At 57.0% G+C, this 25,873-nt stretch carries 25 protein-coding genes; 14 read left to right on the forward strand and 11 right to left on the reverse strand.

Features of this window, described 5'->3' with window-relative positions:
- Positions 1 to 8: 8 nt before the first annotated feature.
- The 9 genes from PVA48_RS13250 to PVA48_RS13290 all read right to left on the reverse strand — a co-directional run bounded on the left by PVA48_RS13250 (position 9) and on the right by PVA48_RS13290 (position 10,317).
- A complete protein-coding gene (locus PVA48_RS13250) occupies positions 9 to 1,880 on the reverse strand; it encodes a hypothetical protein (protein ID WP_423231881.1) in 1,872 nt (623 codons plus the stop codon).
- Positions 1,881 to 2,071: 191 nt separating this feature from the next.
- On the reverse strand, positions 2,072 to 2,425 hold the full coding sequence (locus tag PVA48_RS13255) for a hypothetical protein (RefSeq protein ID WP_418388621.1): 354 nt from the start codon (positions 2,423 to 2,425) through the stop codon (positions 2,072 to 2,074).
- The gene (locus tag PVA48_RS13260) at positions 2,422 to 3,102 is read right to left on the reverse strand and encodes a hypothetical protein (protein ID WP_423231882.1); all 681 of its coding nucleotides are present in this window, start codon (positions 3,100 to 3,102) and stop codon (positions 2,422 to 2,424) included. Before PVA48_RS13260 ends, PVA48_RS13255 begins: the two co-directional genes overlap by 4 nt.
- A gap of 4 nt (positions 3,103 to 3,106) precedes the next feature.
- The gene (locus tag PVA48_RS13265; RefSeq protein WP_423231883.1) at positions 3,107 to 3,652 is read right to left on the reverse strand and encodes a hypothetical protein; all 546 of its coding nucleotides are present in this window, start codon (positions 3,650 to 3,652) and stop codon (positions 3,107 to 3,109) included.
- Between the two features lie 69 nt (positions 3,653 to 3,721).
- The gene (locus tag PVA48_RS13270) at positions 3,722 to 5,335 is read right to left on the reverse strand and encodes a hypothetical protein (protein WP_423231884.1); all 1,614 of its coding nucleotides are present in this window, start codon (positions 5,333 to 5,335) and stop codon (positions 3,722 to 3,724) included.
- Positions 5,332 to 8,598: a hypothetical protein gene (locus PVA48_RS13275; protein ID WP_423231885.1), complete on the reverse strand. Its 3,267-nt coding sequence runs from the start codon at positions 8,596 to 8,598 to the stop codon at positions 5,332 to 5,334. Before PVA48_RS13275 ends, PVA48_RS13270 begins: the two co-directional genes overlap by 4 nt.
- 269 nt (positions 8,599 to 8,867) lie before the next feature.
- A complete protein-coding gene (locus PVA48_RS13280) occupies positions 8,868 to 9,092 on the reverse strand; it encodes a hypothetical protein (RefSeq protein ID WP_423231757.1) in 225 nt (74 codons plus the stop codon).
- Complete coding sequence (locus PVA48_RS13285; RefSeq protein WP_423231756.1) at positions 9,074 to 9,322, reverse strand: hypothetical protein; 249 nt, start codon at positions 9,320 to 9,322, stop codon at positions 9,074 to 9,076. Before PVA48_RS13285 ends, PVA48_RS13280 begins: the two co-directional genes overlap by 19 nt.
- 26 nt (positions 9,323 to 9,348) lie before the next feature.
- The gene (locus tag PVA48_RS13290; RefSeq protein ID WP_102731745.1) at positions 9,349 to 10,317 is read right to left on the reverse strand and encodes a phage capsid protein; all 969 of its coding nucleotides are present in this window, start codon (positions 10,315 to 10,317) and stop codon (positions 9,349 to 9,351) included.
- Positions 10,318 to 10,754: 437 nt separating this feature from the next.
- Here PVA48_RS13290 and PVA48_RS13295 point away from each other — a divergent pair, with 437 nt between their 5' ends.
- Genes PVA48_RS13295 through PVA48_RS13305 form a run of 3 tightly spaced genes read left to right on the forward strand, consistent with a single transcriptional unit; the run spans position 10,755 to position 12,284 of the window.
- On the forward strand, positions 10,755 to 11,075 hold the full coding sequence (locus PVA48_RS13295; RefSeq protein WP_423231886.1) for a hypothetical protein: 321 nt from the start codon (positions 10,755 to 10,757) through the stop codon (positions 11,073 to 11,075).
- Complete coding sequence (locus PVA48_RS13300) at positions 11,062 to 12,060, forward strand: hypothetical protein (RefSeq protein WP_423231887.1); 999 nt, start codon at positions 11,062 to 11,064, stop codon at positions 12,058 to 12,060. Before PVA48_RS13295 ends, PVA48_RS13300 begins: the two co-directional genes overlap by 14 nt.
- Complete coding sequence (locus tag PVA48_RS13305) at positions 12,057 to 12,284, forward strand: hypothetical protein (RefSeq protein WP_423231888.1); 228 nt, start codon at positions 12,057 to 12,059, stop codon at positions 12,282 to 12,284. The genes PVA48_RS13300 and PVA48_RS13305 overlap by 4 nt, the downstream gene beginning before the upstream one ends.
- Before the next feature lie 18 nt (positions 12,285 to 12,302).
- Here PVA48_RS13305 and PVA48_RS13310 read toward each other — a convergent pair whose 3' ends face one another.
- Both PVA48_RS13310 and PVA48_RS13315 read right to left on the reverse strand, forming a co-directional pair.
- Entirely contained in the window at positions 12,303 to 13,586 is a 1,284-nt protein-coding gene (locus PVA48_RS13310) for an acyltransferase family protein (RefSeq protein WP_423231889.1), read from the reverse strand.
- A gap of 352 nt (positions 13,587 to 13,938) precedes the next feature.
- Positions 13,939 to 14,745: a LexA family protein gene (locus PVA48_RS13315; protein ID WP_102728131.1), complete on the reverse strand. Its 807-nt coding sequence runs from the start codon at positions 14,743 to 14,745 to the stop codon at positions 13,939 to 13,941.
- A gap of 112 nt (positions 14,746 to 14,857) precedes the next feature.
- On the opposite strand from PVA48_RS13315, the gene PVA48_RS13320 reads away from it, so the two are divergent.
- The 11 genes from PVA48_RS13320 to PVA48_RS13370 all read left to right on the forward strand — a co-directional run bounded on the left by PVA48_RS13320 (position 14,858) and on the right by PVA48_RS13370 (position 25,855).
- Positions 14,858 to 15,175 carry a hypothetical protein gene (locus PVA48_RS13320; protein WP_146019686.1) on the forward strand — a complete coding sequence of 106 codons (318 nt, stop codon included), beginning with the start codon at positions 14,858 to 14,860 and terminating at the stop codon, positions 15,173 to 15,175.
- A gap of 424 nt (positions 15,176 to 15,599) precedes the next feature.
- The gene (locus tag PVA48_RS13325; RefSeq protein ID WP_249853042.1) at positions 15,600 to 16,787 is read left to right on the forward strand and encodes an iron-containing alcohol dehydrogenase; all 1,188 of its coding nucleotides are present in this window, start codon (positions 15,600 to 15,602) and stop codon (positions 16,785 to 16,787) included.
- 17 nt (positions 16,788 to 16,804) lie between these two features.
- Positions 16,805 to 17,341 (forward strand): flavodoxin family protein, encoded by a 537-nt coding sequence (locus PVA48_RS13330; RefSeq protein ID WP_102728133.1) that lies wholly within the window; start codon positions 16,805 to 16,807, stop codon positions 17,339 to 17,341.
- 401 nt (positions 17,342 to 17,742) lie between these two features.
- Positions 17,743 to 18,096: a cyclophilin-like fold protein gene (locus PVA48_RS13335; protein ID WP_022397142.1), complete on the forward strand. Its 354-nt coding sequence runs from the start codon at positions 17,743 to 17,745 to the stop codon at positions 18,094 to 18,096.
- Positions 18,097 to 18,279: 183 nt separating this feature from the next.
- On the forward strand, positions 18,280 to 19,599 hold the full coding sequence (locus PVA48_RS13340; protein ID WP_215709528.1) for a DUF418 domain-containing protein: 1,320 nt from the start codon (positions 18,280 to 18,282) through the stop codon (positions 19,597 to 19,599).
- Between the two features lie 21 nt (positions 19,600 to 19,620).
- The gene (locus tag PVA48_RS13345; RefSeq protein ID WP_102728134.1) at positions 19,621 to 20,631 is read left to right on the forward strand and encodes an EamA family transporter; all 1,011 of its coding nucleotides are present in this window, start codon (positions 19,621 to 19,623) and stop codon (positions 20,629 to 20,631) included.
- A gap of 275 nt (positions 20,632 to 20,906) precedes the next feature.
- Positions 20,907 to 21,779, forward strand: a complete 873-nt coding sequence (locus tag PVA48_RS13350; protein WP_102727817.1) for a DUF3737 family protein — start codon at positions 20,907 to 20,909, stop codon at positions 21,777 to 21,779.
- The gene (locus PVA48_RS13355) at positions 21,776 to 22,951 is read left to right on the forward strand and encodes a MalY/PatB family protein (RefSeq protein ID WP_102727808.1); all 1,176 of its coding nucleotides are present in this window, start codon (positions 21,776 to 21,778) and stop codon (positions 22,949 to 22,951) included. Before PVA48_RS13350 ends, PVA48_RS13355 begins: the two co-directional genes overlap by 4 nt.
- A 76-nt stretch (positions 22,952 to 23,027) precedes the next feature.
- Positions 23,028 to 24,041 (forward strand): DUF362 domain-containing protein, encoded by a 1,014-nt coding sequence (locus tag PVA48_RS13360; protein WP_102728135.1) that lies wholly within the window; start codon positions 23,028 to 23,030, stop codon positions 24,039 to 24,041.
- A gap of 76 nt (positions 24,042 to 24,117) precedes the next feature.
- Positions 24,118 to 24,828 (forward strand): flavodoxin family protein, encoded by a 711-nt coding sequence (locus tag PVA48_RS13365; RefSeq protein ID WP_215451154.1) that lies wholly within the window; start codon positions 24,118 to 24,120, stop codon positions 24,826 to 24,828.
- Positions 24,829 to 25,009: 181 nt separating this feature from the next.
- The gene (locus PVA48_RS13370; RefSeq protein WP_102728136.1) at positions 25,010 to 25,855 is read left to right on the forward strand and encodes an aldo/keto reductase; all 846 of its coding nucleotides are present in this window, start codon (positions 25,010 to 25,012) and stop codon (positions 25,853 to 25,855) included.
- The last annotated feature ends 18 nt before the right edge of the window (positions 25,856 to 25,873 follow it).

Below are 25,873 nucleotides of genomic sequence, written 5' to 3' on the forward strand. Positions count from 1 at the left end.
ATTGTAAATTATTGAAGGGGAGGAAGAAGTGAATTGGTCGTACCTGCATCATTGGTGTAGACGGAAGAAACGGGGGTAGCCGTCTCCGCTGGAAGAAGTCCGTAATCATCAGGGGGCGCTCCGTCGCCATATCCCAGATACTCTCTCTTGAAAAACTCCTTCATTTCAGGACTTGCGGGGGAGATTGTCACATTCACATCCATCTTGGAGGAAAACGTCATCCGCAGCTTACTGGCACCGGATAAGGTCAACTGCGGGGAACTCTCCTTGGTGTAACCCACCACAGGCAGCGGCTTCCCGCGGCGGGAAGAAGAGGAAGAGGGAACTAGGGCGGCCAGACCGGAAAGATCATCTCCAAATCGCCCTCTCATGCTTTCAGGAAGGAGAATACCGGCGGGGGCATTTGTATTCACAGTATCCACGGAAACCGTGGCGGGGAATGTAACAGGCTTCCGCAACACCTCCTTTTGCTGTAGAGCCTGTTTCTCAGCTTCAGCCAACTTCTTGGGGCCTGCGCTAAATCGCTCTTTGTTCCAGTCCCTCCATTTTTCGCTGACATTTTGCTGGTATTCATTCAGCAATCGCCCGCGGCTTGGAACAACCAAATCATTGCGACCAGTAGTCTCTCTTAAAATAGTCTGAAGCATGTCCTCCTGCAAAACATAGGAAGGCTCCTTCCCGCTTCCTTGCTTCTCTCCCTCATACCAAGCCTCAAACCGTTCACGCACGGCAATCTCGGTCTTGGCGGCAAGATTCTTTTGCAGGTTCTCAATCTTCTCTTTCTTGTACTTTTTGGTCCACGTGTCTTCACTGTCCTTCGGCATGTCGGACCCTTTGGCGGAATCAGCATAAAGTTGATAGGCACTCTTCGCCTCGGCGTCAAGGGTGCCAATGGCGTTATTGTAATCCGCCTGACGGAACAATGGAGCTCCCTCCATCTCCTTCATGCGCTCGGAAACCTTCAACATCGGATATTCCTCCTTGCGCTTGGCAAGCTTATCCATGCGGTTAAGCACATCCTGCTTGAACTCGCTGGATTTCCCGTACTTCTTGCAGAGGCGAATTACATCTTCCTTTTTTGATGCAAAGGCTGCGCCTTCCTCGCCGGCTTGAACCATATCTGCCACCCTGTAAATGAAGGAATCAATTTGAGGAGAACAGGCTTCAAAATTGCCATCCCTGGAAAGAACATCCAAAAACCCAACCTCATCGGTGTACATGGGACCCGACATCATCACATCAACAGCATTCTGTTTGGTGCTCTGCGACTTTGGCTTGGAAGCCATCTGCTCAATCAACTCCGTCAGCCTGCTGTCGTCCTGGCGCCGCAAAGACCGCATCATCTCATCCTGCTCGGCGGCGGAAAAAAGGCCGTCCAACTCCCCGCGGTTGATCTTTTCAGCGGCAAGGTCCGGATTGGTTGCGGATAGATTACCAAAGTCCTGAAGGGTTTCCTTCTTCTTTCCCCTCAACAATCGAAGTTCCCCTTCATTGGGAGAAATTGCTCCGGACTCCACGGCTCCCATGACGGAAGACTCATATCCTCCCCAATCCCCCTTTTCCTCGGCCAGCTTCAAGCTCGTCTCAAAAGTCTGCCTGGCTACGCCCAGCTGATGCTTGGCCGCCAGCCCCCAATAACGCTCCGGCAGACTCGCTTTCACGGAATCCCTGGTGGCTCCGGCCTTCAAAGCATTCTCCGGGTGGAAGAAGCTCCCTCCCAGCCCTTCAATCTTCTGTCCGAACTCGTAAGCCAAATCATCTAGTTTCCCCTGGCGGATGGAACCGTCCTTCTCAAAAACGCTCCCATCCGTTCCAGGAGCATAAGCCAGCATCTTGGAAAACTTTGCGTCGGACTCGTCCCGGATGCGGCGCAGCTCCACCTCCTGGCGCTGCATCTCCCCGAAATCGGAAATCCTGGCAAACGCCTCGGCGCTCCCCTGGACTGCTTCTTCGGCCTTCTGGACGGACGCGCCCAGCATCTGCCCCTGGTCCCCGTTGGCAGCACGGGCGGCGGTACCGGGATTAGCCTTCGCCGTCTGGAGGGACGGCCCTCCGTACAATGGAATCTCTTTCATCTTGCGTAACTGATTAACTGTTCAATAGGAAAAACATGCACCTTGGGGCCGCGCAAAAACCGCTGCCAGGCCACATGCGTAAAACCTCTCCGGGCAAACTGCTGTGCCAGGCGGGCCAGTTCCCGCGGCTTCCCGGCGGCCCACCACACAAACAGGCACATCTCCGGAAGCGGCGGAATCTCTTCAGGCGGAAAACACATCTCCACCAGCTGGTCCACGGGAAGAGCCAGGCACACCTCCTCCGGGGAAACAAAAGCCAGCCCCATGGAAGCGCAATCCCGCACATCCGTCCACAAATCCCGGCCCACCTCCGCATAAGCGGCCACGGTTGCATCAAAAGCATTCATCATCTCAAGAAGGGGTTAAACTTCTGCGCGTAATTATAAAAGCTGAAATCACTCCTGGCCGGACTGGCCGCCCAGGACCCCAGCTCCATCATGCCCAGGCGCGGATCTGCCGTAGAACCGGGAAACACGCTCCCGGCCAGCCCTCCCAGGTTATATCCGGCAAAAGCTCCCTGGGCAGCCGTCGTGGAACCGAAAGCCCCCAAGCCGGCGCCAATGCCTCCAGCCAGGGCGCCCACCGCCTGAATCCCCGTGGAAACCAGGGCTCCATTCGCCGCGGACCTGTAAGCCGCCGCCTGGTTCTGCGCACTCACCAACGTAGCGTCCCCCTCCCAGCGCTGCATGGCGGCCTCGTGGCGTTTACTCTGGTCGTTGATCGCCGCGCCCAAGGACATGTCAGAAATCTGCTTCTCCAGAATCTCTGCGGTAGCAAGCTCCGCCTGCAACCCGCTCCCCTCCGTCGTCAGGCCGGAAGCCCCGCGGGCGGCACGCACGGATGCCGTGGCGGCCGTCTGGTTGCGCCTGGCCGTAGCCATATTCTCGGCAGTGAGACGCAGAGCGGAAGCGGACTCGGCTTCCGTATTGGCTGCGTTCACGTAAGCGGCATCCCTCGCCGCACGTCCCTGCGCCAGGGCGCTCTTCGCGTTGCCCTTATTCGTCGCGTATGAACCAATGCTTCCCATAACCCTATAAAATGGAACGGTTTAAAATATCATTCAGGGGGTGCTGGTCATTGCTTCCCCGCTGGCTCACGTCGTGGTGCAGGGCGTCGGCAATGTAGCGCCTGTACAAATCCAGGAACACGCCCACATTTTGCGGCTTGCCCGTCACCGTCGTAGCCATCTTGGCGGCCAACAGGCACTTCACCGCCTCCACAAACAAGGGCGCATTATCCGGCAGCATCTCCGCCAGGGCCAGATCGTTGGAAAGAAACCGCACCTGCAGGCGGGAGGGGCATTCCTCGCAAACCACCGTGCGGCCGGACATGCGCCAATGCCTGGCATCCACCTTCAACAGCTTCAGGCAATCTTCCGGCAAGGGGAACCGGCCGTTTCCCTCCGGGCACTCCAGCACGGACTCCTTTGTGGCAAACGACCACGGCCCGTAAGACACCGCCTCCAGCATCACGGAGGGAAACCACAAATCGCACGTCCTGGCCGCGGGGGAATCAAGCACATACTCCTGTTCCCCCAGCAGGGAAAGGCACTGTGAAAAAAACGTCAGCTTGTCCATCCCTCAAAAATCGCATGAGGGCGCACTTCGTTCAAGTTGCCGAGTGTCACTACTTTTTGCCGGGGCTTGTCAATAAAGCATCCCTTTCAAAGCATCAGGGCGTTTATGCGGCCTCCTCACCTTCTCCGGCGTCCCGGCATGGCCGAAAACCATCCCGTGGCTCACCGCCTCGGCAAACGTCCTGGCTGCATCCGCGCCGTGGGAGCAGGCGTCATGCAACGGCATCTCCCTCACGCACCCGTTGGAACCCGGCGGCAGGCTGCGGTAATACTCCAGGGAACCGATCCCGGAAGGATACTTCTGCCCGTCGATCTCCGGGCGCCGGCTGCACCGCTCGTGGAACGTGCAGTAGCGCAGCATATTGCGCAGGGCGTTAATCCCGGTCCATATATCGGACGTACGCGGCACGATTGCCGTGCGGAACCCCGCCTTCTGCAGCACGGCATCAAAGGAAGTCTTGGAATAATCCCGCCTGGACGCATCATGGGGAAGCAGGTGCAGGGTAATGGGGCCGTACTCCTTCTCCCTCATCCGTATCTGCCCCACGTAATAATCAATCGCCTGGTTATTCCCGGCAATGTAATCCAGCACGTAATACTTCCCGCCAATCACCTGCCAGAGCCAAATAGCCATGAAATCGCTCAATCCCAAATCCCAGGAAGCATAAATCGGGGCCACATCATCCGCTTCAAACTCGGCGGCTACCCTCCCCTCGGCCCGGAGGGTGGAAATCCACCTGCCGTAAATGGCGCCCTCCACGGAAGTCTGAAGGGCTTCTTCCGGAACCGTCGGAAACTCCTGCTTCACCTCCGGCCCGTTGGCCCTGTACTGGGTGGCATACCAAGCCTTCTGCCCCTCGGTCAACTCAATGCCGTAGCGCTTCTTTAAATCGGCAAAATACTCCCTCAAAAAATCGTCCAGCCTCGGCTCCACCCCGTCCAGGGAATACTCCCGATGCTGGAGCCAGGAGAAAAAGAAAAACCTGAAATCCAGGCTGGAAAGAGGCTTGCCCACCATCTCCATGGCCTGTTCCATCAACTGGTAGGCCAATCCGGCCTTGCCACCCTCGTGGGTGGACTCCATCACCACCACGCTATTCTTCCCGACGGCATTCAAAGCCCCTGTCCGAATCTTCTTCGCCCGGGCCGGATTGTGCAGGGCCGTATAGGAAAACTCGGAAATGTGAAGGAACTGGAGGGTGGAACCGCGCAGGTTCGTACCCACATCCACGGAGCCGTTCGTAGACCAGGCCATGCGCTGGGTCCGGCTCTCCACCAGCGGGCAGCTCTCCTTGATCTTCTTTCCCAAGGCAGCCAATGCCCGGTCTTCCATCGTCGGATTATCCGGCAAATAATCCAGATGCTCATACGCGAAAGCGATCTTGCGCAGCTTTGCCTGTCCATCCGGAAGCGTCTTGTCGATAATCCCGCAATGCTGGTTCTTTCCGAACAGGCAAAGGTCCAGCATGTAAATGGCGCAAAACGTGGAAATCCCCAGCTGGCGCACCTTCAGGATAGTATTGCGATACCAGAGGTTATTGAAAAGCTCCTCCTGGGCCCAGTTCGGGCGGAAGCGCACCATCTGCCCGTCCTTGTCCTCAATCCAGTAAAGATGATTCAGCCTCCACCACCGGTCGGCCAGCAGCTCCTTCCAGTCAGATCTTGTCTCAACAGGCTCTGTCATTGCGTATCAATAGCTAAAAACTCAAGGGGGCGGTCCCCGGAAACCCGGATGCCAAACTGCACGCCGCGCCGCCACAGGGAAGCGGGGAGCAATTCATGCCATCCGCGTTCCATCGTCCTGGTCTTGCCCAGCCGGTCCCAGGAGGAGCCGTCATTGGAAACCTCAATTCCCGCCGGCGCCGTGTCGGAAGCAAAAAATACGCGCACGGCTGCAGCCTGCCTGTCCTTGCCCATGGACTCCACTACATCCAGCGCGTTCGTCACCACGGTAGAAGTGTAATCCCAGCTCCCTGCATCCACGAACGGGCCGTCCGGGTCAAACACCTCAATAAACCGGCCGTCCTCGCGTTCCGCAATGACGAACAGCAAATCCTCCCCGGTCCCGTTGGGCAGCACCACGGCGTTGGACATCCTGCCTTCGGTCCTGTGCCGGTGCCAGGCATGAACCTGATGCATGGAATTGTAGGTCATCAAGGCCATCGTGCCGTCCGCCAGAGTCATCACGGCACGCGGATGGGGCTTTCTCATGAAATCTCCGGAAGTAACGCCGCCGCCCTGGGCCAGTACATGATCGGCAAACACGGTCAGGTCACGGGAAACGTACCCGTCACTCTCGTAATCGTACCCGTACTGGTACACACGGCCACCACCGCGCTCAATATACAGCACCTTGTCAGTCGCCATCATGGCCGGAACGTCGGAGGATCCCACAAACCCGTGGTTATCCGCCCGCGCGTTGGTGGGAGTCATCACGCCCTGGCCGCCGGAAACAGCCCACTCGGCATCTGCCGTCCCCAGCAATAGCCGGCTGGACTGTGCCATCAGCCAGCAAATCCGGTTCTGCGTCGTTGTGGAAAGCGTCAAAGCCAGCGCGGAATCATCCTGTTTGCCCACCTCGAAATTATTGAGGTCATCGGTCTTGCTCAACCACACCGTCTGCGGCTGGGCCTGTGTGGCAGCCAGGACAAGGCGCTGTTGGAATACATCCACCAGAGAAGGGAACCCGTAGACGTCCCGGAACGCGGCAAAACTCCACATCAGGGACTCCCCGGACGGGGGGACGCCCTCCGGAATCGTGGACACATTGTCCCACAAGGAATACTCCGCGGAGGCCGTCAAGTCCGTTACCTCTCCCTCCAAGTGTCCTACACAAGCAGGAATCGCTGCGGAAGCCGCCGGCCACTGGATGACGCTGGAAAACGCATTGACGAAGGGAAGGTAAATCAGGTAAAAGCCATCCTCCGGAACCGTCCAGGAACCGGCAAGAGTCGTGTGCGTGGAAATGCTGTGAGAACCGCTGTTGGGGGTCCAACTTAAATACTTACCGACCATGGCGGCCTGCTCGTTGCGCTGGCCGGCGTACATCCAGATGTACCCTTTCAATTTGACGACCGTCCCTGCCGGCAAGAACCGGGTCACCCATCGGGAGCCGGTCTGCTGGTTGGCTCCGATGGAAAAATTCTCGGCGGCCACATCCCACTCGACACGGACAGTCTGCCCTTTGACCAGATCGTCCGTTGTCAGCCCTTTGGGCTTGATGACCAGGTTATCTCCATCCACGAGGACAGAACCTTGGAACGTCCAGCGGCCCTGATCCATCACCAGCGCCTTGATGGAGGGCACCCCGGACTTGGAAAAATGAGCCTTGGCGGTAGGCTCCAGGGGCAGAGAAAAGCGCAGCACGTCGCAGGTGGACACGGAAGCCGGAGCGGGCGCATCCTCCTGGACCTCCGGCTTGACGACGCCGGAAGCCACGCCGGAAAGCTCGGCCTGGCACTCGGCAGCCTCCAGGGTGCTCCCATTATTGAGGGTGATCCGAAATGTATAAAACCCGCTGGAAGGCGTGGTATAAACATCTGTCTTGCTCTCCCATAGCGTTGTGTACTGCACATCCGCAGCGGAATAAGCCGTCAGCTTGACCACCGCGCCGCGCCCCCGGTTGTAGAGGTCTGCGCCAAGATTTACATCGAACCGTGCTCCTGCAGGAAGGTAAACCGTCCGCATCCCGCGGGCATCCAGGGCAATGTGCCCGGTCTTCCGCGGCTCGGTCCAGCCAAACCGGACTGTCTGCCCGTCAGCCAACGCATCTGCGGGAATCCCCCTGGGCGTCACGTCAATGCCGGTCTTACCCAGCGTCAGCACGGCGGATGCCCCCATCATCTCCACATCGTCCACCCACACGCGGCTTGCCTTGATGGATGACGCGGTACTGGTCAGGTAATGACGCAGAGTCGGCGTGGCGGGAATTACGAACCGCTGCACGGTAGCCGGACGGGCGCCGGATCGCAGCTGCAGCACCACGTCCTTGCGGTAGGCGTCCACGACCAGCTTGTTGCCGCAGCTATCCGGAGGGAACCCCTGGCTGGGGTCTGAAGCGTTGGAAAGCTGGGACTCGTAGAGCATCAGGCGCAGGTAGCATTCCTCTTCGCTTTCGTCCCCGGTAATCTGTAAATTGGATGCCGCTCCAATCCTGGAAGTGGAGGAACCGAGCAGCTGCCAGTCCTCTTCCGGATAGCGGCGCTCTACAGCGTAGGTTCCGTACCATTCTTTGTTACACCAGAACTTCCATGTACCTTTACAGGTAATCGTATTGCTGTGGCAGATAACGCCCTTGTGGAAATGGTCCGGGTAATCCGCCGGGGACGTGAGGCCGTCCACATAGTGCAGTGCCCCGTTGAAATCCTTGTCGCATGTCCACCAGGACCAGTAACTGCCCTCGTTGATGCAAAGCTTCCTGCCAGCAGCGTAGGAAGAGGCCGCGGTGAACGCCTTGGCAATCACCCAGCCCTGGCGGATGACGGCGCCCGTACTGTAGCCGGTCTGCTGGGGGACCGTCACCTGGACGCGCATCACGTCCCCTTCGTTGGTGGCGGCATCGGGATCCTCGGAATGATCACCGAAAGAAATCCTGTAGCAGCCATCATCCAGCGTCAACCGAACCGGGAAATCCCGGTACTCCTCGTAGCGCCAGGGCCTATTCTTAAATTCGTAGGAGTCCAGGGCAAACACGCCGTCATCATCCCGTTTGAGCACCATGAGTTCATGCGTGGGGCAGGCCAGAAACAGCATGCTGTTGACCTGCTTGTGCCGGAGCTGGGAAATATCAGCCGCCGTCCAGACGGAAGGAAGGGAAGCCACCACGTCGCCATCGACGGACAAGACGCGGAGCAGGGCTGGACTTACCTCGACAAGATAACGATCACTGGCGGAATACACGTAGGACACCATCATGGACCCTTCCAGCGCGGCCATCACCCTCTTCATGCCGTGCCGGCGGGAAACTCCACCCGTTTGGGAGACATCCACATTCTCCAATACCGACGCCCCCCGATGATATACATCCAAATCCGGACGCGCGGCAATCCCAGGCGAAACCTCGCCCCCGTTGAAGGAAATCCTCTTCATTTGCCTTCCAATATAAATGGAGGGTGAAAGCTGGCGCAAGTTGCCGAGTGTCACTACTTTTTGCCGGGAGAGCGAAAAGGGCCGCCCCCTTGCAGGGACGGCCCTATGGACAAACCAACGAGGAAGAATTACTGAATGCCGTAGGCAATGGCAAAGACAAGCTTCTTGCCGGCGGTTACTGCCGGCGTGCCGCCCACCTTCGCATAAAGCATCGTCGTGGAATCCATCGGCTTGCCGGAAACCGCCAGGGAACCCTTCGTCAGCTGGTAGGTTCCGGCCGCGGTTACGGTCAGGGAGGCGGAATAAGCATCCGCCATGTCCTGCGTGCCTACGGTCAGCTGCAGCGTCCCCACACCTTCGGAAATAATGTGGGAAAGCTGGGGAGCACGCGGGCGCCGCAGGGAACATTGCAGATGGCGATCAGGTCATCGGCCGCCACGGATGCGGGCATCGTGAATTCCGCCGTAGCCACATGGACCCCGGCTCTGGTATGGATGGCCGCAAGCTGCGGAACTGTTGGCAGACCGATGCGGTCCGCCAGGGCGAGCTGTTTTTCAGCAATGGTTGTTTGATACGTTGCCATGATGATTTAATGTAGGATTGAATGTTTTAAACAAGGGGCTTGCACTTGATCTGCAGGAAGGCTTCTTCGCGCATGCGAGTGGACCCCATGATGGTCTTGAGGCCGATCTGAATGGTATCTTCCTTGTCGGTTCGCTTCTCCACCGTCACCTTGTTCTGCTTCCAGGAGCCGAAATACAGGGAATTCTTCATCCACATGGGGCAGATGATGTTTCCTTCCTCGTCAATCGGCAGATTGGGAGCAATGACGAACTGAATGCCCATGATGGGGTCCAGGGCGCCGTTGGTCTTGCGAAGGGATGCAAAGCCGAAATCGGTCTTCTGCAGGCGCTCGTCATTGATCAGGGCTTCACGCATGCGGGGAGTGATGGCGCAGCACACCTGGTCGCCGTAGGCGTTGGAAGCGTCGTCGAGGATACCGTTCTCCTGCAAGAGCGTAATGCCCCGGTTGAGCTTTTCAATCGTCATCGGGCATTCCTTGGCCGTGCTTCCGGTGTGGTTGACAGGCACGACATTTTCAGCCAGCAGTTCCAGCTTGTCCATGCCGTCGTTGCCGGCAAACGCCGTTCCGAAAATGCCGCCCTTGGAGGGAACGTAAAGGCCGCCCTGCTTTTTCAGGCCGAACAGTACGTCGTCCATCTTGCGGGCCGCGGCATACTTGAGGGCATTGATGGTTTGGGTGACGGGGGCATCCAGACCATGCAGGAAAATATCGTCGTCTTCATCGTAGCCCAGGTGCTTGGAGAAGCTCACCGGAAGCATCCGACGCTTGAAGTAGTCAAGTTCATCCAGAACAATGTCCTGCATGCGCCCCTGCTTCTCGTCCAATTCCGTGGTGCCCACGAAGCTGAACTCCTGAAGCTTGCCCGTTAGACCGGACTTGATAACGCAGAAGCGTTCCAGGCGGGAAGTGGCCTGCTGGATTTGCTCCTGCCACTGGTTGTCGTAGGTCTCCTGATAAAGATCGGAGATGGGAAGGGTGTAATTATTTGGCATGTCTCCATCAGGAGGCATGGACAGGACTTTTGCAAGTTGCCGAGTGTCAATTCAGTTGTAGATTTGACAATTCGCGTAAGGGTTATTGAAATCGAAGCATCCCGGCAGGCATCTTTTTTGTCATACAGGCATTACAGAAGTGTTACAGATTGACGTAAATATCTGATTGTAATTTATCACAAACCCATCATCCGCTCCATTTTTAACTTCCTAATTTCAGGAAGTTTTTTGTTTTCAGAGAATAACAATTGCGGGCCGTTCTAATAGTATCCTATTATCCCGAGTAACCGGAATTATCGTCAAAACCGTTACTGCCTGCTGAAACCTGAATGTTACAGTCAATAAAATCAAGGCTGTCTGTTGTATATTTAGAAAATCATTGACGATGAATGTTTTAAGATAGGGTGGAGAAATATCCTGGAGGAAGTTGACGCTTCATGCAGGATGCTATTTTTCTGCAACAGATACAGGATTTTTTTGAAGTGGCAGCAATGATTGCTGTGTATTCGGAAAATGGAGGACACGTTAAACTAGGGGATGGCTGGATCAGATTCCTGTTGTCCCGGCTGGAAAAAGGGCTCCTGTGGAAACACCATAGAAGCCGCCTAACCGTTGAAGCTGTCAAAATCCGGGAAGACCGCAGGCTTTTCGCGAGTGAGAATGTTTTCGGAGTTACCATCATGGATATGAAGGCAGCAGAGTCGTCATGCCACTTCATTACAAGTAACAATAATAAACAAAACCATGAATACTATTAATATTCTCAATGGAGTCACCCTGGCATCCCAGGAGGAAGTAACCGGACATACCGGGAATACAACGATGCATCTTACGGAAGAAGAGCGTACGGCCTGGAATTCCGCCGCCGCTATTCCTGACTCATCCGGCACTTACACCGGCAACAACACGCACGCAGGCGTGGAAACATTCAACGGGGCTGTCGTTCTGAACGGCCCCGTAACATCGGACGCACTGGAAACCGGGCGCATGCTCGCGAAGGTGACGGCTTGTTCCTGCATACCTCTGATAAGCGCCTTCAACGCGACGGTTAAGCAGAAGGGGCCTATGGGGTTCAATATCTCCAGGCCTGCCGACGGAAGGCCGGTAAAAGTGGGAGGCACCGGAAACCCGTGGGGATGGTGGAGCAAGGACAAGGTTGTCGTACAAATCAATTTTGTTCCGGATGAACGGGCCGTTTTTGAGGTGGGCTCATGCACGTTTGCGGATTTTACCGCTCCTCCGGAAGATCATTATGCCTATGCCCATACCATACGGCAAACAGGCAATGCCGCCGGCATTTATATCAGTCTTCAAATCGACAGTGCTCTGCGCAAATTCCGGGTGAAATATCATTCCAGGCTCTCGAATTCCGCCGTGGCTCCGGGGGTGCTGAGCGTTTATGAATGGGATATGCCGGAGGAATTTTACAATGTTAAAATGGCACGCCTCATTTATGCCTACCGCCACCAGTATCTGGACGTGTATTACGTGACGCCCTCAGGAGAACTGAAGCTTATCGCCGCTACGCCGGCCTCACAGGGTTACGCTATCACTGAAGCTCAATTGCTGTTTCATGGTAACAGTGAAATTTATTCCGCCATAGCGCACGTGGAAGATAACAAGCTGAGGGACTGGCTCGGCAAGCAGCCGCTTCCCTATTCCCGTTCCAAATGGGTTGAGCGCAATTCGAATGCTCCTTTATCCGGTATTGATCTGCCTTCTGCCGGGGAAGCTCTTCGTTGACGCTGAATTCCGGCGCCGGTTCTGCATGGACGCTGGTTTCAAAGCCCGACTGGCTGGACGCAGGTGCGGAGCATTGGGAGAACGGCGCTGTCGTGACCGTATCAGCCGGAGCTGCGGAAGAAACGCGGAATGGCTCGCTCATCCTTGCGACGGATGGCAACCATGAGGCGGCCGGAGTTAAAGCCTATGAAAAAGTCGTCATCACGCAAACTGTCCAAGCGTGAGGCAGGCGTAAATAACGGTCATGGCCTGCTCTGGACTGATGGACAGTAACGCTTGAAGCGGCTGTCCGAATCAAACGACAGCAGGAACATTGGTTCGCATTCAGACGGGCGGCTTTTAGCCGTCCGTCTTTTTTGGAGTACGGAAGATGAAGGCTCAAGGCTGCGGTTATTTTTCCGTTTCAGGAAATGCTTCGCCAGGAAGCTCCGGACCGGTTCATCGTAGAATTTCAGGCACAGCCAGGCCAGCAGGATGCTCCCGATGACGACGGCCAGGGCACCGGGGAGGGATTCAGAGAAGGAGAGGTCTCCGTTTTTCACCCACGCATAATACAGATAGATGAACGGGTAATGCACCATGTACAGGGGGTAGGAGATTCTGCCCAGGAACCGGCATATTTTATCCGTATAGGGATCAGTGATTTTTCCGGAAGCGCCAAAGAGGAGGATAAGGGGGAAGAAGACCGCGAAGCACACGGTTTCATAGAGGCTGTTCATCCAGAAAGCGTCTTCTCCTCCCAGGCGGGGCATGGCCAGCAGGATGGCGAGGGAGATGCCGCACAGCCAGAAGGAACCCTTGATGTTGACGGGCTTGAACAGGCGGAACAGAAGCAGCCCGGCGGAGAAGGAGTACAGCAGGCGCAGGGAGCCGCCTGTCCATTCCGTGCCGGTCATGGCGAAGCCGGAGCATATGTCTCCATTGGGCCCCCAGAAGCTGAAGGAAGCCAGGCCGCATCCGGCCAGGATCACCAGCGCCGCCAGGGAGCGCGTGGAGAGTTTCCGGATGAACAGCGCATAGAGAAGGTTGCCGATGTATTCAAAGAATAGCGACCAGCTTGGCCCGTTGAGCGGGTACATCTCTCCCAGTCCCCGGATTTCCAGACCGGGAGGCGACGGAATCAGCAGGACATTGACGAAGGTGGCGACCAGCAGGGAGATGACCGTGACCTGGGACACATCCCATACGGAACAGCCCTGGAAATAAAAGATGAGTGCGCCGATGACCGCCCCGATCGCCACCATGGGCTGCAGGCGTATGAGGCGGCGCTTGATGAATTCCCCGGTCGTCATCGTTTTCCAGCGGTTGTCGTAGGCGTAACCGATGACGAACCCGGACAGCATGAAGAAGAAGTCAACGGCCAGGTAGCCGTGGTTGATGATTTGGTCCACATGGCTGGTGGCGTATGCTTCAAAGATATGGAACCACACGACGACAATGGCGGCCACCCCGCGCAATCCGTCAAGAATGTGGTAGTGATGTTTTTCACTTCCGGGTGGGATGGGAGAGTTCTGTGAGTTCGACATAGGAGAAGCTGTTTTTTAATGTTGTTTTTGTTTTGCTTTGAGAGAGTGTCCGCCGTATCAGCCCATTCCCCGCTACGGATAGCCCCGTACAGGGGAGAAATCATCCGGAGGCGCAGTTTTCGCGTTACCTAATCAAATACCATTCCACCCTGCAAGTTCTTTCATCCATTGTCCTTTATCATAGGGCTTTATAGGGGGGAATAGGGGGAATAGGGGGAATAGGGGGAATAGGGGGAATAGGGGGAATGGGGGAATAGGGGGAATCACCGCCGGGCAGGGAGAGAAGACGGCTTTAGAGGCGGGAGTGGATGGGGAACAGGGAGCGCCTTTTCCTGTATGATGGGGCAGAAGGCTACCCCTTGCGGTAGTTCGCTAGCGTTTCCACGTATATTCCGGAGATGCTGCCTCCCTCCATGGGGGCAATATCCTTGAACGCGGGATTGATGGGTTGCAGGACATGTTCCATTTTTCCCGTTTCCGCATTTTTCTTCCGGATCAGTTTTTTCAGCGTGACGCCGCGTCCGTCGTTGTATTCCACGATGGTTCCCGGCTTGGGGACGGGCGGAGCCGTATGGCGCCGCATGACTACCAGCGCGCCGTCCGGGATGAGGGGTTCCATGGATTTTCCTTCTACGCGGACCACGTATTCATTTTTGCCCAAGGGCCTTTCCATGTAAATGGTGGACGGGACGGTATCGCTTTCCGCAAGGGAGCCCGCGGCGATGTTGCCGACAATCTGCGTGCTGTATTCGCGCCCGGCATGTCCGGCAAGGGACGGGAGTTGTTCCGCCAAGGGAATGAAGGAGCTTTGCCCCGTCCGGAGCTGGCGCGCGTCCGCCGCCTGGTCCGCCAGTTCCGTCAGCCACTGGCGCAGGGGAACTCCCTTTTCAGAGGCGGCCCTTTCGTATTTCCTCATGCGTTCCTCCGTGATTTCCAGCACAAGGCGGTTGGTCTGGATAGCCTCATTTTCCGGCTGAGCCGGCCCGTATTGGGACATCAGGGAGTGGATTTTCAAAATGGCGTTGGAGGGGAAGGGGCCGGAGGGGGAAAGCCAGTTGTTGACCGTTCCTTTCTCCGTGCCGCATTCCCTGGCGAGCCAGTCACGGTCCTTTCCGATGGCTTTCAGCCAGTTTTTCACGTCCCCTTTTGTCGGTGTCATGGTTTGATGATACACGATTTTCGTGAATTGTCGATAGAAAGAAGTAAATTAAATCCGTGAAAAATATGTTGACTGATTAACGAATATCGTTAAAAAAGAAGTCATGAAGTACATGCCTTTGGACATTTCCATGATGAAGCCGGAGCCGTTCCCGTATTCCGTGATGATGAGGCCCGACCTGCATCCCAAAAGACAGCCCTCCGGGGAAGAAGGATGGCGCGGCCGCCTGGGGGCAGTCTGCGGCGCAGTGCAAACGCTGGTCCGTCAATGCAGGGCAAAGGCGGAACGGCAGAAAATGGTGATGACCGTTCTTTCCGTTGCGGGGGCTTGTGCTTTCGGCCTGTTGGCCGTCGGCGTATTCTGGCTGGCCGTGGAAATGGATAATTCCGATTTGCAGGCTTCCAAGCCATCCTGTTCCATAAGGCCGTAAGCCGGACCCTGGCCGGAGTTCCTGAGCGTTTTTTTGTGGCGCCGCTCCCGGAAATAAACAGGGACTGCGTTTGATGAAGCCGGGTCCGTTTTCCCTCGGTTGAAACGGCTTGCGAAGGAATGAAAGGTTCCAGTGGGGAACCGGAGTCCGGATGAGCTTCCATTGTTGCGGAGCTTCTCCGTGGCGGTGGGGGGAATGAATAGAAATCGTCTCTTTTTTGAGGAGGAAATGGCAGGGGATAATTATTTTTTTGTGTCGGAAATATTTGGTAATAAGTTATTTAAAATAAAGATAAAATTATTTTTAAGATTTTTCTTTCATTAGAGCAGGTGTAACCTTTTAGATGATAGGTAGTGTGTTGCTTCCCGTTTCCGGACGGGTGTTCCGGGAGTCCGGGAAGCGGCCTTTAAACCAACCTGTCATCATGTCAAACCATACCCATTCCGCCTTTCTCATGCATGTGCCCACCCGGCTTCTTTTCGGGGCCGGGCAACTGGAGAACCTGCATGCGGAAGCATTGCCGGGCCGCAAGGCCATGATTGTCATTTCCAACGGGAAATCCACCCGGGCCAACGGTTATCTGGACCGCCTCACGGGGCAACTGGACAAGGCCGGAATCGCCTGCGCCATCTTTGACCGGGTGGAGCCCAATCCCCTGAATTCAACCGTCAATGCCGGAGGCCGGTTCGCCCGGGAACACGGCTGCGATTTTATCATCGCCCTGGGCGGAGGGAGCTGCATGGACGCCGCCAAGTCCATCGCGCTGATCGCAGTGAATGACGGCGATTACTGGGATTACATTCCCTCCGGCACGGGGAAGGGGAAGTCGGTTTCCAACAGGCCCCTGCCGATCGTTGCCATTACCACCACCGCCGGCACCGGATCGGAGGCGGACGCGGGCACTGTCATCACGAACGAGAAAACGCATGAAAAGACGGGCTTTGTCCATCCGGACCTGTTTCCGGCGCTTTCCATCGTGGACCCGGAGCTGATGCTTACCGTTCCTCCGCTGTTTACGGCCTTCCAGGGCTTTGACGCCCTGTTCCACAGCGTGGAGGGTTACGTTTCCAACGGCACGAACCTGATGAGCGACATGTACGCCCTGGAGGCCATTAAGCATATCAGCCGCTACCTGCCCAGGGCGGTGGCCGACGGCTCCGACCTGAAGGCCCGTACCCATGTGGCCTTCGGCAATACCCTGTCCGGCTACGTGATGTGCGTGGGCCGCTGCACCAGCGAGCATTCCCTGGAGCATGCCTTGTCCGCCTACCATCAGGAGCTGCCCCACGGGGCCGGCCTCATCATGATCAGCAAGGCGTATTTTACGCACCTGATTGAACGGCATGTGGCGGATGAACGCTTTGTCCGCATGGCGCAGGCCATGGGAATGCCGGAGGCGGCGGACCCCATGGATTTCATCACCATGCTGGACAGGCTGCAACGGGATTGCGGCGTAAGCGGCCTGCGCATGAGCGATTACGGCATTGCGCCGGAGGAGTTCGGGAAAATGGCTCACAATGCGCGGGAAACCATGGGGTTCCTGTTCCAGTGCGACCGCGCGGAGCTGTCCGTGGAGGATTGCGTTTCCATTTACCGGAAGTCTTATCTGTAAGCCGGGGAGCCTGTACCATGAGCAAGAAGATTTTAATCATTTCCTCCAGTCCGCGCAAGGGCGGCAATTCCGACCTCCTGTGCGATGAGTTCATGAAGGGGGCGCGGGACGCAGGGCATGACGTGGAGAAGGTGCGCCTGGCGGAGAAGCGCATCGGCTATTGCCGCGGCTGCGGCGTGTGCCATGACACCCACGCCTGCCTCCAGAAGGACGATATGGAAGAGTTGCTGGACAAGCTGCTGGAAGCGGATGTCATCGTGCTGGCCACTCCCGTGTATTTTTATACGCTGTGCGGCCAGATGAAGACGTTTATCGACCGCACGGTCCCCCGTTATCTGGACATCCGTGACAAGGAGTTTTACTTCATTCTGGCCGCGGCGGAGGATAACCGGGCCAATATGGAGCGCACCGTGGAGTGCTTCCGCGGTTTTCTGGACTGCCTGGAAGGGGCGGTGGAGAAAGGCGTGGTTTACGGCACCGGGGCCTGGAAGATGGGCGGCATCAAGGGCAATCCGGCCATGAAGCAGGCCAGAATCATGGGGATAGGGGTTTGAGCCTTTTTCCCCACTAAAGAAGATCAGCCGTAAAACCGCCCATGGAATAATATCAACCGGATTTCATATAGAATGTTTTTTGCGCCCAGCGAGGATAGGTGAGACAGCTTCCCGCGGCGTCCGATTTCCCGGGTGGGGATGGGGGCGCCGCGGGAAGAAAGCTCCGGCAATGTTTCCGGCTTCTCTCCTGCCTGTGGTGCGCCTTCCGTTGCCGGAGAAGGCCGGCAGCCGTTTTTTCCTTCTTCGCGGGGATTCCCGGTCCCGTTCAATCCTGCCGGGCAGCCATTCCTATTAAAATATAGACGATGAAAAAATTATTACCATATTTGTACGCGGCAGGGGCTTTCCTTGCCCCCTGTTGCGCCGCGGAGCCGGAGACTCCCCAGCCATCCCCGAACACCATGAATATTACGATTAAAGCAGGAGAAAAGGAAATTGCCGCCACTCTTCAGGACAATGCCGCCGCCAGGGATTTCGTGGCCCGGCTTCCCCTGACGCTGACGCTGGAGGATTACGGCGATACCGAGAAGATCAGCCCTCTGCCCGGCAAGTTGTCCACCGCCGGGTCTCCGGCCATGGGGAAACCCTTCCGGGGGGCCATCGCCTATTACGCCCCGTGGGGCAATTTGTGCATTTTCAGGAAGGCCTTCGAGCCGTCCCGCGGCCTGGTGATTCTGGGGAGCGTGGACGGGGAAGGGATGAAGGCGCTGGATGTTTCCGGAAAGATCCGCGTGACCATTGACGTGAAACGCTGACCTTCCGGTTTGTCCGGCAGGTTTTTATCCCGGTTCTCCGGGATGGGGCAGCGTTCCTTTTTTAAGGAATCGGGAGAAGGCTGTTTTTCCCGGGCGGGGGCCTGTTGCCTCATTTTTTTGGGAGAAAAGATATTAAAGATACATGAGATTTTTTTAATGATATGAAAATAAAACATTTATTGAATGCGTGCGCTGCGGTGCCCGGTGATGGGAAAGGAGGGGCGGATGCCTCCCGTTGACAGGATGGGGCCCGTCAGCACGCGGGAGCGTTCCGTGATTCTAGACGCCTTGAGGGGACTGGCGCTTTTCGGCATCTGCCTGGCGAATTTTCCGGAGTTTTCCCTGTACACGTTCCAGAGTCCGGAGGTTGTTTCCGCCATGCCCACCGCCGGAATCGACCGGGTGGTCCGCTTCCTCCAGTACGTGTTTATTGACGGCAAGTTTTACAGCCTGTTTTCCCTGTTGTTCGGCATCGGCTTTTCCATCATGATGTCCCATTCCATGGAGAAGGGGCGCGACGGCATCGCCGTTTTTTACCGCAGGATGGGCCTTCTGGCCCTGATCGGGCTGCTGCACCTGATGCTCCTGTGGAGCGGGGACATCCTGCTTCTGTATGCGCTGGCCGGCCTGCTGCTGCCGCTGTTCCGGAATGTGCCGGACAGAAAGCTGCTGGCGATTGCCGCCGCGCTTGTTTTCTGCCCCGTTCTCATGGATGCCCTGAAGGTTTTTTCAGGCTACCGGTTTGACCTCGCCGCCCCGGTGGGGGGCGCAGTACGGTATTTCAACGGTCTCAGCGGGATTACGGACGCGAATTTCGGCAGATGGCTGGTGGACGGGGAACATTATTCCGACGTTCTGAAGTTCACCCTGTCCGGGGCGTTCATCCGCGTCCAGGAGCTGCTGGAGAGCAACCGCGTCTTCAAGGTGCTGGGCTTGTTCCTGCTGGGGCTGTATGTGGGAAGGAACGGAATTTATGCGAATCTGGAGAGGCGGCGGACGCTGTTGAAGAGGGTATGCCGCTGCGGTTTTCTGGCGGGGCTGCCCCTTTCCTTCCTGTACGCCGCCCATGCGCTTCACCTGCTGGGCGGCGGGCCCGTGGCCGGGGCCTTCCTGTATGCCGTCAGCGTTATTCCCCTCAGCCTGGCGTATGTGTCCGTTTTCTGCCTGTGGTTCCTTCGCCGGAAGGACGCTCCCTTGTTCCGGGCGCTGGCGGCTCCCGGGCGGATGGCGCTGACCAATTACATCGGGCAGTCCGTGCTGGGCATCGTCCTGTTTTACGGAATAGGCTTCCGCCTGGGGGCCCGGCTGGGGCTGGCGCAGGTGGAACTGGTAGCTGCCTCCGTCTTCCTGTTCCAGGCGCTGTTCAGCCGCGTCTGGCTGAAGTTCTGCCTGTTCGGCCCCCTGGAATGGGGCTGGCGCATGCTGACGTACGGGAAAAGGCTCCGGTTGTTCCGGAAGACTCCGGTTTTCCCCGGAAGGAAGGCGGCTCCTTTTAACAAGTAAAGAGTTCATGGAGGTTTTCCAATGGCTGTTTATCCAATCACGGAGCCGCCGGGCCGGCTGGGAGTCATCACCGCGTATCTGATGATTTACGTGGTGTGGGGATCCACCTATTATTTTATCGGGACGGCGCTGCAGGGGTTCCCTCCGTTTCTGCTGGGCGGAATGCGCTTCTGCACGGCGGGGCTCCTTCTGCTGCTGGCCGGGCGGGCAAGGGGGGAGGATATTTTCCGGGGTCCCCTGGTCCGGAAGTCCGCCGTCAGCGGCATTATCCTCCTTTTCGTGGATATGGCCGTCGTCATGCTGGCCCAGCAGTATTTGAGCAGCAGCCTGGTGGCGATCATCGCATCGTCCACGGCCATCTGGATTATCGCGCTGGATGTTCCCATGTGGCGCAGGAATTTCCGGAGCATTTCCGTTTTGGCGGGGATAGCGGCCGGATTCCTGGGAGTGGGCCTTTTGTTCGCGGAGCAGCTTGGACGGGAGGAAGGGGGCGGCCAGGGCGCGCACGGTATCCTGCTGCTGGTTTTCGGCTGCGTTTCCTGGGCTTTGGGGACGCTGTACGCCAAGTACCGTTCCTGCGCGGAGGAGGCGGTCAACAATGTGGGCGGGGCGGCGTGGCAGATGCTCGCGGCGGGGGTGATGTTCTGGTGCTGGGCCCTCGTCCGGAAGGAGCCGGAGAACATGGATTGGGAGGAAGTTCCTGCTTCCGCGTGGCTGTCACTCCTTTATCTGGTGCTGTTCGGCTCCGTCCTGGCGTACACCAGCTATATCTGGCTGCTGAAGGTTCGTCCGGCGGCGGAAGTAGGGACGCACGCCTATGTGAACCCCCTGGTGGCCGTCGTCCTGGGGTGCGCGGCGGGAGGGGAAGGGATGACGTGGGCGCGGATGGCCGGGCTGTTCGTCATCCTGGGGAGCATCGCGCTGGTGAGGAGAACGCCTCCGGAAGATTCCGCCGGGAAAGGGCGCGCGCTTTCCCCTGCGGCCGCCATGGCGTACAGAAAGGGAATATCGTGCCGGGAATCTGAAAAATGAAGTTGTTTTCATGATTTCACGGTTCATGAAATGATTTTTATGACAGTTAATATTTATTAATTATGAATACATTACAAATGATGAACGAGAAAATGCTAAAAATCCTTTGCATTACAGTTACTATAAGGAATAGCCTGAAGGAAGAAAGAAGAAGGCCAGGAATGCGGAGAATGCCGCTCCCCGTCTTTTTCCCGGTCTTCCTTTTCCGGATGCCGATTGCCGCCGCTTAAACGCATATGATGAATTCCAAAAGAACATTTTACCAACCCATCACCATGACCAAAAAAATGATTAAGAATACTTCCTACGAGGGGGAGCGCCCCTTGTTTGCCTCCCATCATCTGAGGCTGGAAGACGTCACGATTTATCCGGGAGAGTCCGCCCTGAAGGAATGCTCCGACATTGAAGCCGTACGGTGCGAGTTCCGGGGAAAGTACCCTTTCTGGCACAACGACGGCTTGCTGATTGAGAATTGCCTGTTCAGGGAAGGCGCCCGAGCCGCCATCTGGTATTCCCGGAACCTGCGCATGAAGGATACGCGGGTGGAAGCCCCCAAGATGTTCCGGGACATGGACGGGATGGTTCTGGAGAACGTGGTCCTGACGGACGCCCTGGAATGCTGCTGGCACTGCCGGAACGCGGAGCTGCGCAACGTGCAGGCGGACAAGGGCGATTACCTGTTCATGCACGGGGAGAATATGGACATTGACGGTTTCCGGCTGAACGGGAACTACTCCTTCCAGTATTGCAGGAATGTGGTGATCCGGAATGCGGAGATTCATTCCAAGGACGCCTTCTGGAATACGGAGGACGTGACGGTGTACGATTCCGTGGTGGACGGGGAATACCTGGGCTGGCATTCCAGAAACCTCCGCCTGGTGAATTGCCGTATTTCCGGCACGCAGGCGTTGTGCTACGCGGAGAACCTGGTGCTGGAAAACTGCACGTTCGGGGAGGATGCGGACCTTTGTTTTGAATATTCCTCCGTGCAGGCGGAAATCAAGGGGCGAGTGCACAGCGTCAAGAACCCGCGCAGCGGACGCATCGTGGCGGAAGAGTACGGGGAGGTTATTCTGGACGAGCACTGCAAGGCTCCGGCCAACTGCTCCATTGAAACAGGAAAAACGCAGTCGGGAGAAGCAGCATGAAGTACGATTTTGACACCGTTGTGCCGCGCCGGGGAACGAATTCCTACAAGTGGGATTCCATGCCCCGGGCGGACATTCTGCCCATGTGGGTGGCGGACATGGATTTCCGCACGGCTCCGGCGGTGACGGAGGCCATCCGGAAGAGGGCGGAACACGGCATTTTCGGCTACACGCGGGTTCCGGATTCCTATTATGAGGCGGTCACGAACTGGTTTGAACGCCGCCACGGCTGGAAGATCAGTCCGGAGTGGATTATTTACACCACGGGGGTGGTGCCCGCGCTGTCCGCCATCATCCGGGCCCTGACGGCTCCGGGGGACAAGGTGCTGGTGCAGACGCCCGTGTACAATTGCTTTTTTTCCTCCATCCGCAATAACGGGTGCGTGGCGGAAACCAGCCCGCTGAAGTACGAGAACGGGAAGTACGCGCTTGACGCGGAGGACCTGGAGCGGAAGGCGTCCGATCCCGCCGTCAAGCTCCTGCTCCTGTGCAATCCCCACAATCCCGCCGGGCGCGTCTGGACGAGGCCGGAGCTGGAGAAGATCGCGGATATCTGCTGCAGAAACGGCGTGCTGGTGGTGGCTGACGAGATTCATTGCGAACTGACGTATCCCGGCCATCCCTACACGCCGTTCGCCTCCCTTTCGGAGGAGGCCCTGCGCCATTCCGTCACCTGCATTTCCCCCAGCAAGGCCTTTAATCTGGCGGGCATTCAGATCGCCAATATCGTCGCGGCGGATGAGGAGGTCCGGAGGAAGATTGACAAGGCCATCAACATCAACGAGGTGTGCGATGTCAATTCCTTCGCCGTGGATGCTCTGGAAGCGGCCTACAACGGCGGAGAGGACTGGCTGGAGGAGCTGAAGCTTTACCTTTACGGGAATTACGAGACGGTCCGGGACATGCTGGGCGAACGCCTGCCGCAGCTCCGCGTGCTGCCGCTGGAGGGAACGTACCTGGTCTGGATAGATTGCTCCGCGCTGGGGCTTTCCTCCGCGGAAATTGTCCGTTTGCTGGAGGAAGAGGGACGGGTGCTCGTCAACGGCGGGGAAATGTACGGGGAATCGGAGGGCTGTTTCATCCGCCTGAACATCGCCTGTCCCCGGAAACTGCTGCTTGAGGGGGTGGAAAGAATCTGCCGTACGCTGGGCGGCCGCGTTTCCGGAACATGAACGCGTCCGGCGGCCTGAAAGGTCTCAATGGAGAGAGCGCGAAGAACGATCATCAAGAACAAACAATCAAGTTGCCATGAGAAACAATATGACGAGAAGAGCGTGGCTCCAGTCTTCCACCGCGGCCCTGGCGTGCCTGGCCTTGCCGGAATATGCGCTGGGCGCGGCCGCGGAGAAGAACGGAGCTTCCAGGGTATGGATGACGAAGGAGATTTCTCCGGAGGCTCTCGTAAGGATTTACGAGGCCCTGGGGCGTCCGGCCACGGGAAAGGCGGCCGTCAAGATCAGCACCGGGGAGCCGGGCGGCCGCAATTTCCTGAGTCCGGCCCTGATCAAGGGCCTGGTGCACCGCGTGAACGGCACCATCGTAGAGTGCAATACGGCTTACGGCGGCAAGCGGTCCCGGACGGAGGACCACCTCCGTGCCGCGAAGGAGCACGGTTTTTCCGACATTGCCAGGGTGGACATCATGGACGCGGAGGGAGAGTTCACCATCCCGGTAAAGGACAGGAAGCACCTGGAATACGACATCGTGGGGAGCCATCTGAAGAACTACGATTTCATGATCAACCTGGCCCACTTCAAGGGGCACGCCATGGGCGGCTTCGGCGGCGTGATCAAGAACCAGTCCATCGGCGTGGCTTCCGCAAGCGGCAAGGCGTACATCCATTCCGCCGGAAAAACGCGGGACGTTGCCGCCGTGTGGAACAATCTGGCCGCGCAGGACGACTTTCTGGAGTCCATGGCCGCCTCCGCTCAGGCGGTGGCCGATTACTTCGGGGACAGGATTCTGTATATCAACGTGATGAACAAGCTGTCCATTGACTGCGATTGCGATGCCCACCCCCATGACCCGGAGATGAAGGACATCGGCATTCTGGCTTCCCTTGACCCGGTGGCGCTGGACCAGGCCTGCCTGGACCTCGTTTACGCCGTCAAGCCTTCCGCCGGAGACAACAGCAAACCCCTGATCGAGCGCATTGAAAGCCGTCATGGGCGGCACACGGTGGATTATGCCGAACAGATAGGCCTGGGTACCAGGAAGTATGCGCTGAAGGAGCTGGAACCGCAGCAGGGCGTTCATTGGTGATGATGTTCACAGGAGACCGGGTACGGATGCCGGATGAGGATATGATGTAAATTTGGAATCCTAGACATAGTTGGAAATGAGCAGGGAAAAGCATATGACACGGCGCGAAGCGCTCAGAAAGATGGGTGGGGCAACCGCAGGAGGGATGGGGCTCGTCATCGCCGCCGCAAATGCCGCCGATGTGCCGGGATTATCCAATAGTGCACACAAAGAGCGGAAAATGAAAGCACTGGCAATCAACGGCAGTTCACGGAAAGACGGAAATACGGCAGATATGCTGAATGTAGTCTTGGCAGAATTGGGAAAAGAAGGATATGAGACGGAACATGTCCAATTGGCTGGTTCCACGGTCAACGCCTGCAAGGCGTGTTTCGGCTGTGCAGGGAGAGGGAACTGCGTATTCGGCAATGATATTTTCCAGGAATTGTATGATAAGATGGTGAAAGCGGATGCCATTATCCTGGGGTCTTCCACCTATTCGGCAGATGTCTCGTCCACACTGAAAGCGGTTATCGAAAGGGCCAGCGTGGTGAGCGACACAAATCCGGGGATGTTCCGCCACAAAGTAGGTGGAGCGGTTGCGGTTGCCCGCCGTGCCGGGGCCATGAACGCGATCGACACGATCAACCATTTCTTCCTGAACAAGGAAATGTTTGTTGCAGGCTCTACTTATTGGAACATCGCTTATGGCCGTCTGCCCGGTGAGGCGATGAAAGATGAAGAAGCCGTCGCGAATATGAAAAATCTCGGTCAGAATATAGCGTGGCTATTGGGCCGTTTGAAATAAATTTCATAACAAGATATGTACAATTTAAAAGTTGAATAATCACGGCACATCATCTTACAGCGGATCAATTCACAGATGCCGCTTCGCAAGCCGTTACGGAAAATATTAAACACAGTCATTCAGACAGATGCAAAAAAAGTTTTTATCCTGAAGCAAATAACAATAAAAAACAAAAACAGTTATGGAAGAAGTTACATTAAACAACGGAGTTGTCATGCCCATCTTGGGCTTTGGAGTTTTTCAGATTCCCGACGCCGCAGAGTGCGAGCGCTGCGTGCTGGACGCGATCGGCGCCGGCTACCGTTCCATTGATACGGCCCAGATTTACGGCAATGAGGAGGCCGTAGGCCGCGCGGCGGAGAAGAGCGGGGTGCCGCGCGAGGAATTGTTCCTCACCACGAAGGTGTGGATTACCAACGGCGGGTATGAAAAGGCGAAGGCTTCCATTGACGAGTCCCTGCGCAAGCTGCGCACGGATTACGTGGACCTGCTGCTCATCCACCAGCCCTTCAACGATTATTACGGCACTTACCGGGCCATGGAAGAGGCTAACCGGGCCGGAAAGGTCCGCGCCATCGGCGTGAGCAATTTTTATCCGGACCGTTTTGTGGACCTGGCGGAGTTCTGCGAGATCAAGCCCGCCGTCAACCAGGTGGAAACGCACGTGTTCAACCAGCAGGTGAAGGCCCGGGAGCTGATGGCGAAGTACGGTACCAGGATGGAATCCTGGGGGCCCTTCGCGGAAGGCCGCAATGGATTTTTCACGAATCCGGTGCTGAAGGACATCGGAGAGAAGTACGGCAAGGCTCCGGCGCAGACGGCCCTGCGCTTCCTGATCCAGCGCGGCGTCATCGTCATTCCGAAGACGACCCACCGGGAAAGGATGGAGGAGAATTTCAACGTCTTTGACTTTGAACTTTCCCGGGAGGACATGGGGGCCATCGCCAGGCTGGACCGCGGAGAGAGCCTTTTCCTGTGCCATCAGGACCCGGAGTCAGTCCTGTACCTGATCAATTACGGAAAGTAATAATTCACCTTAAGTATT

The organism is Akkermansia sp. JRP_AM1 (genome assembly GCF_049262625.1).
Lineage (GTDB): Bacteria > Verrucomicrobiota > Verrucomicrobiia > Verrucomicrobiales > Akkermansiaceae > Akkermansia > Akkermansia massiliensis.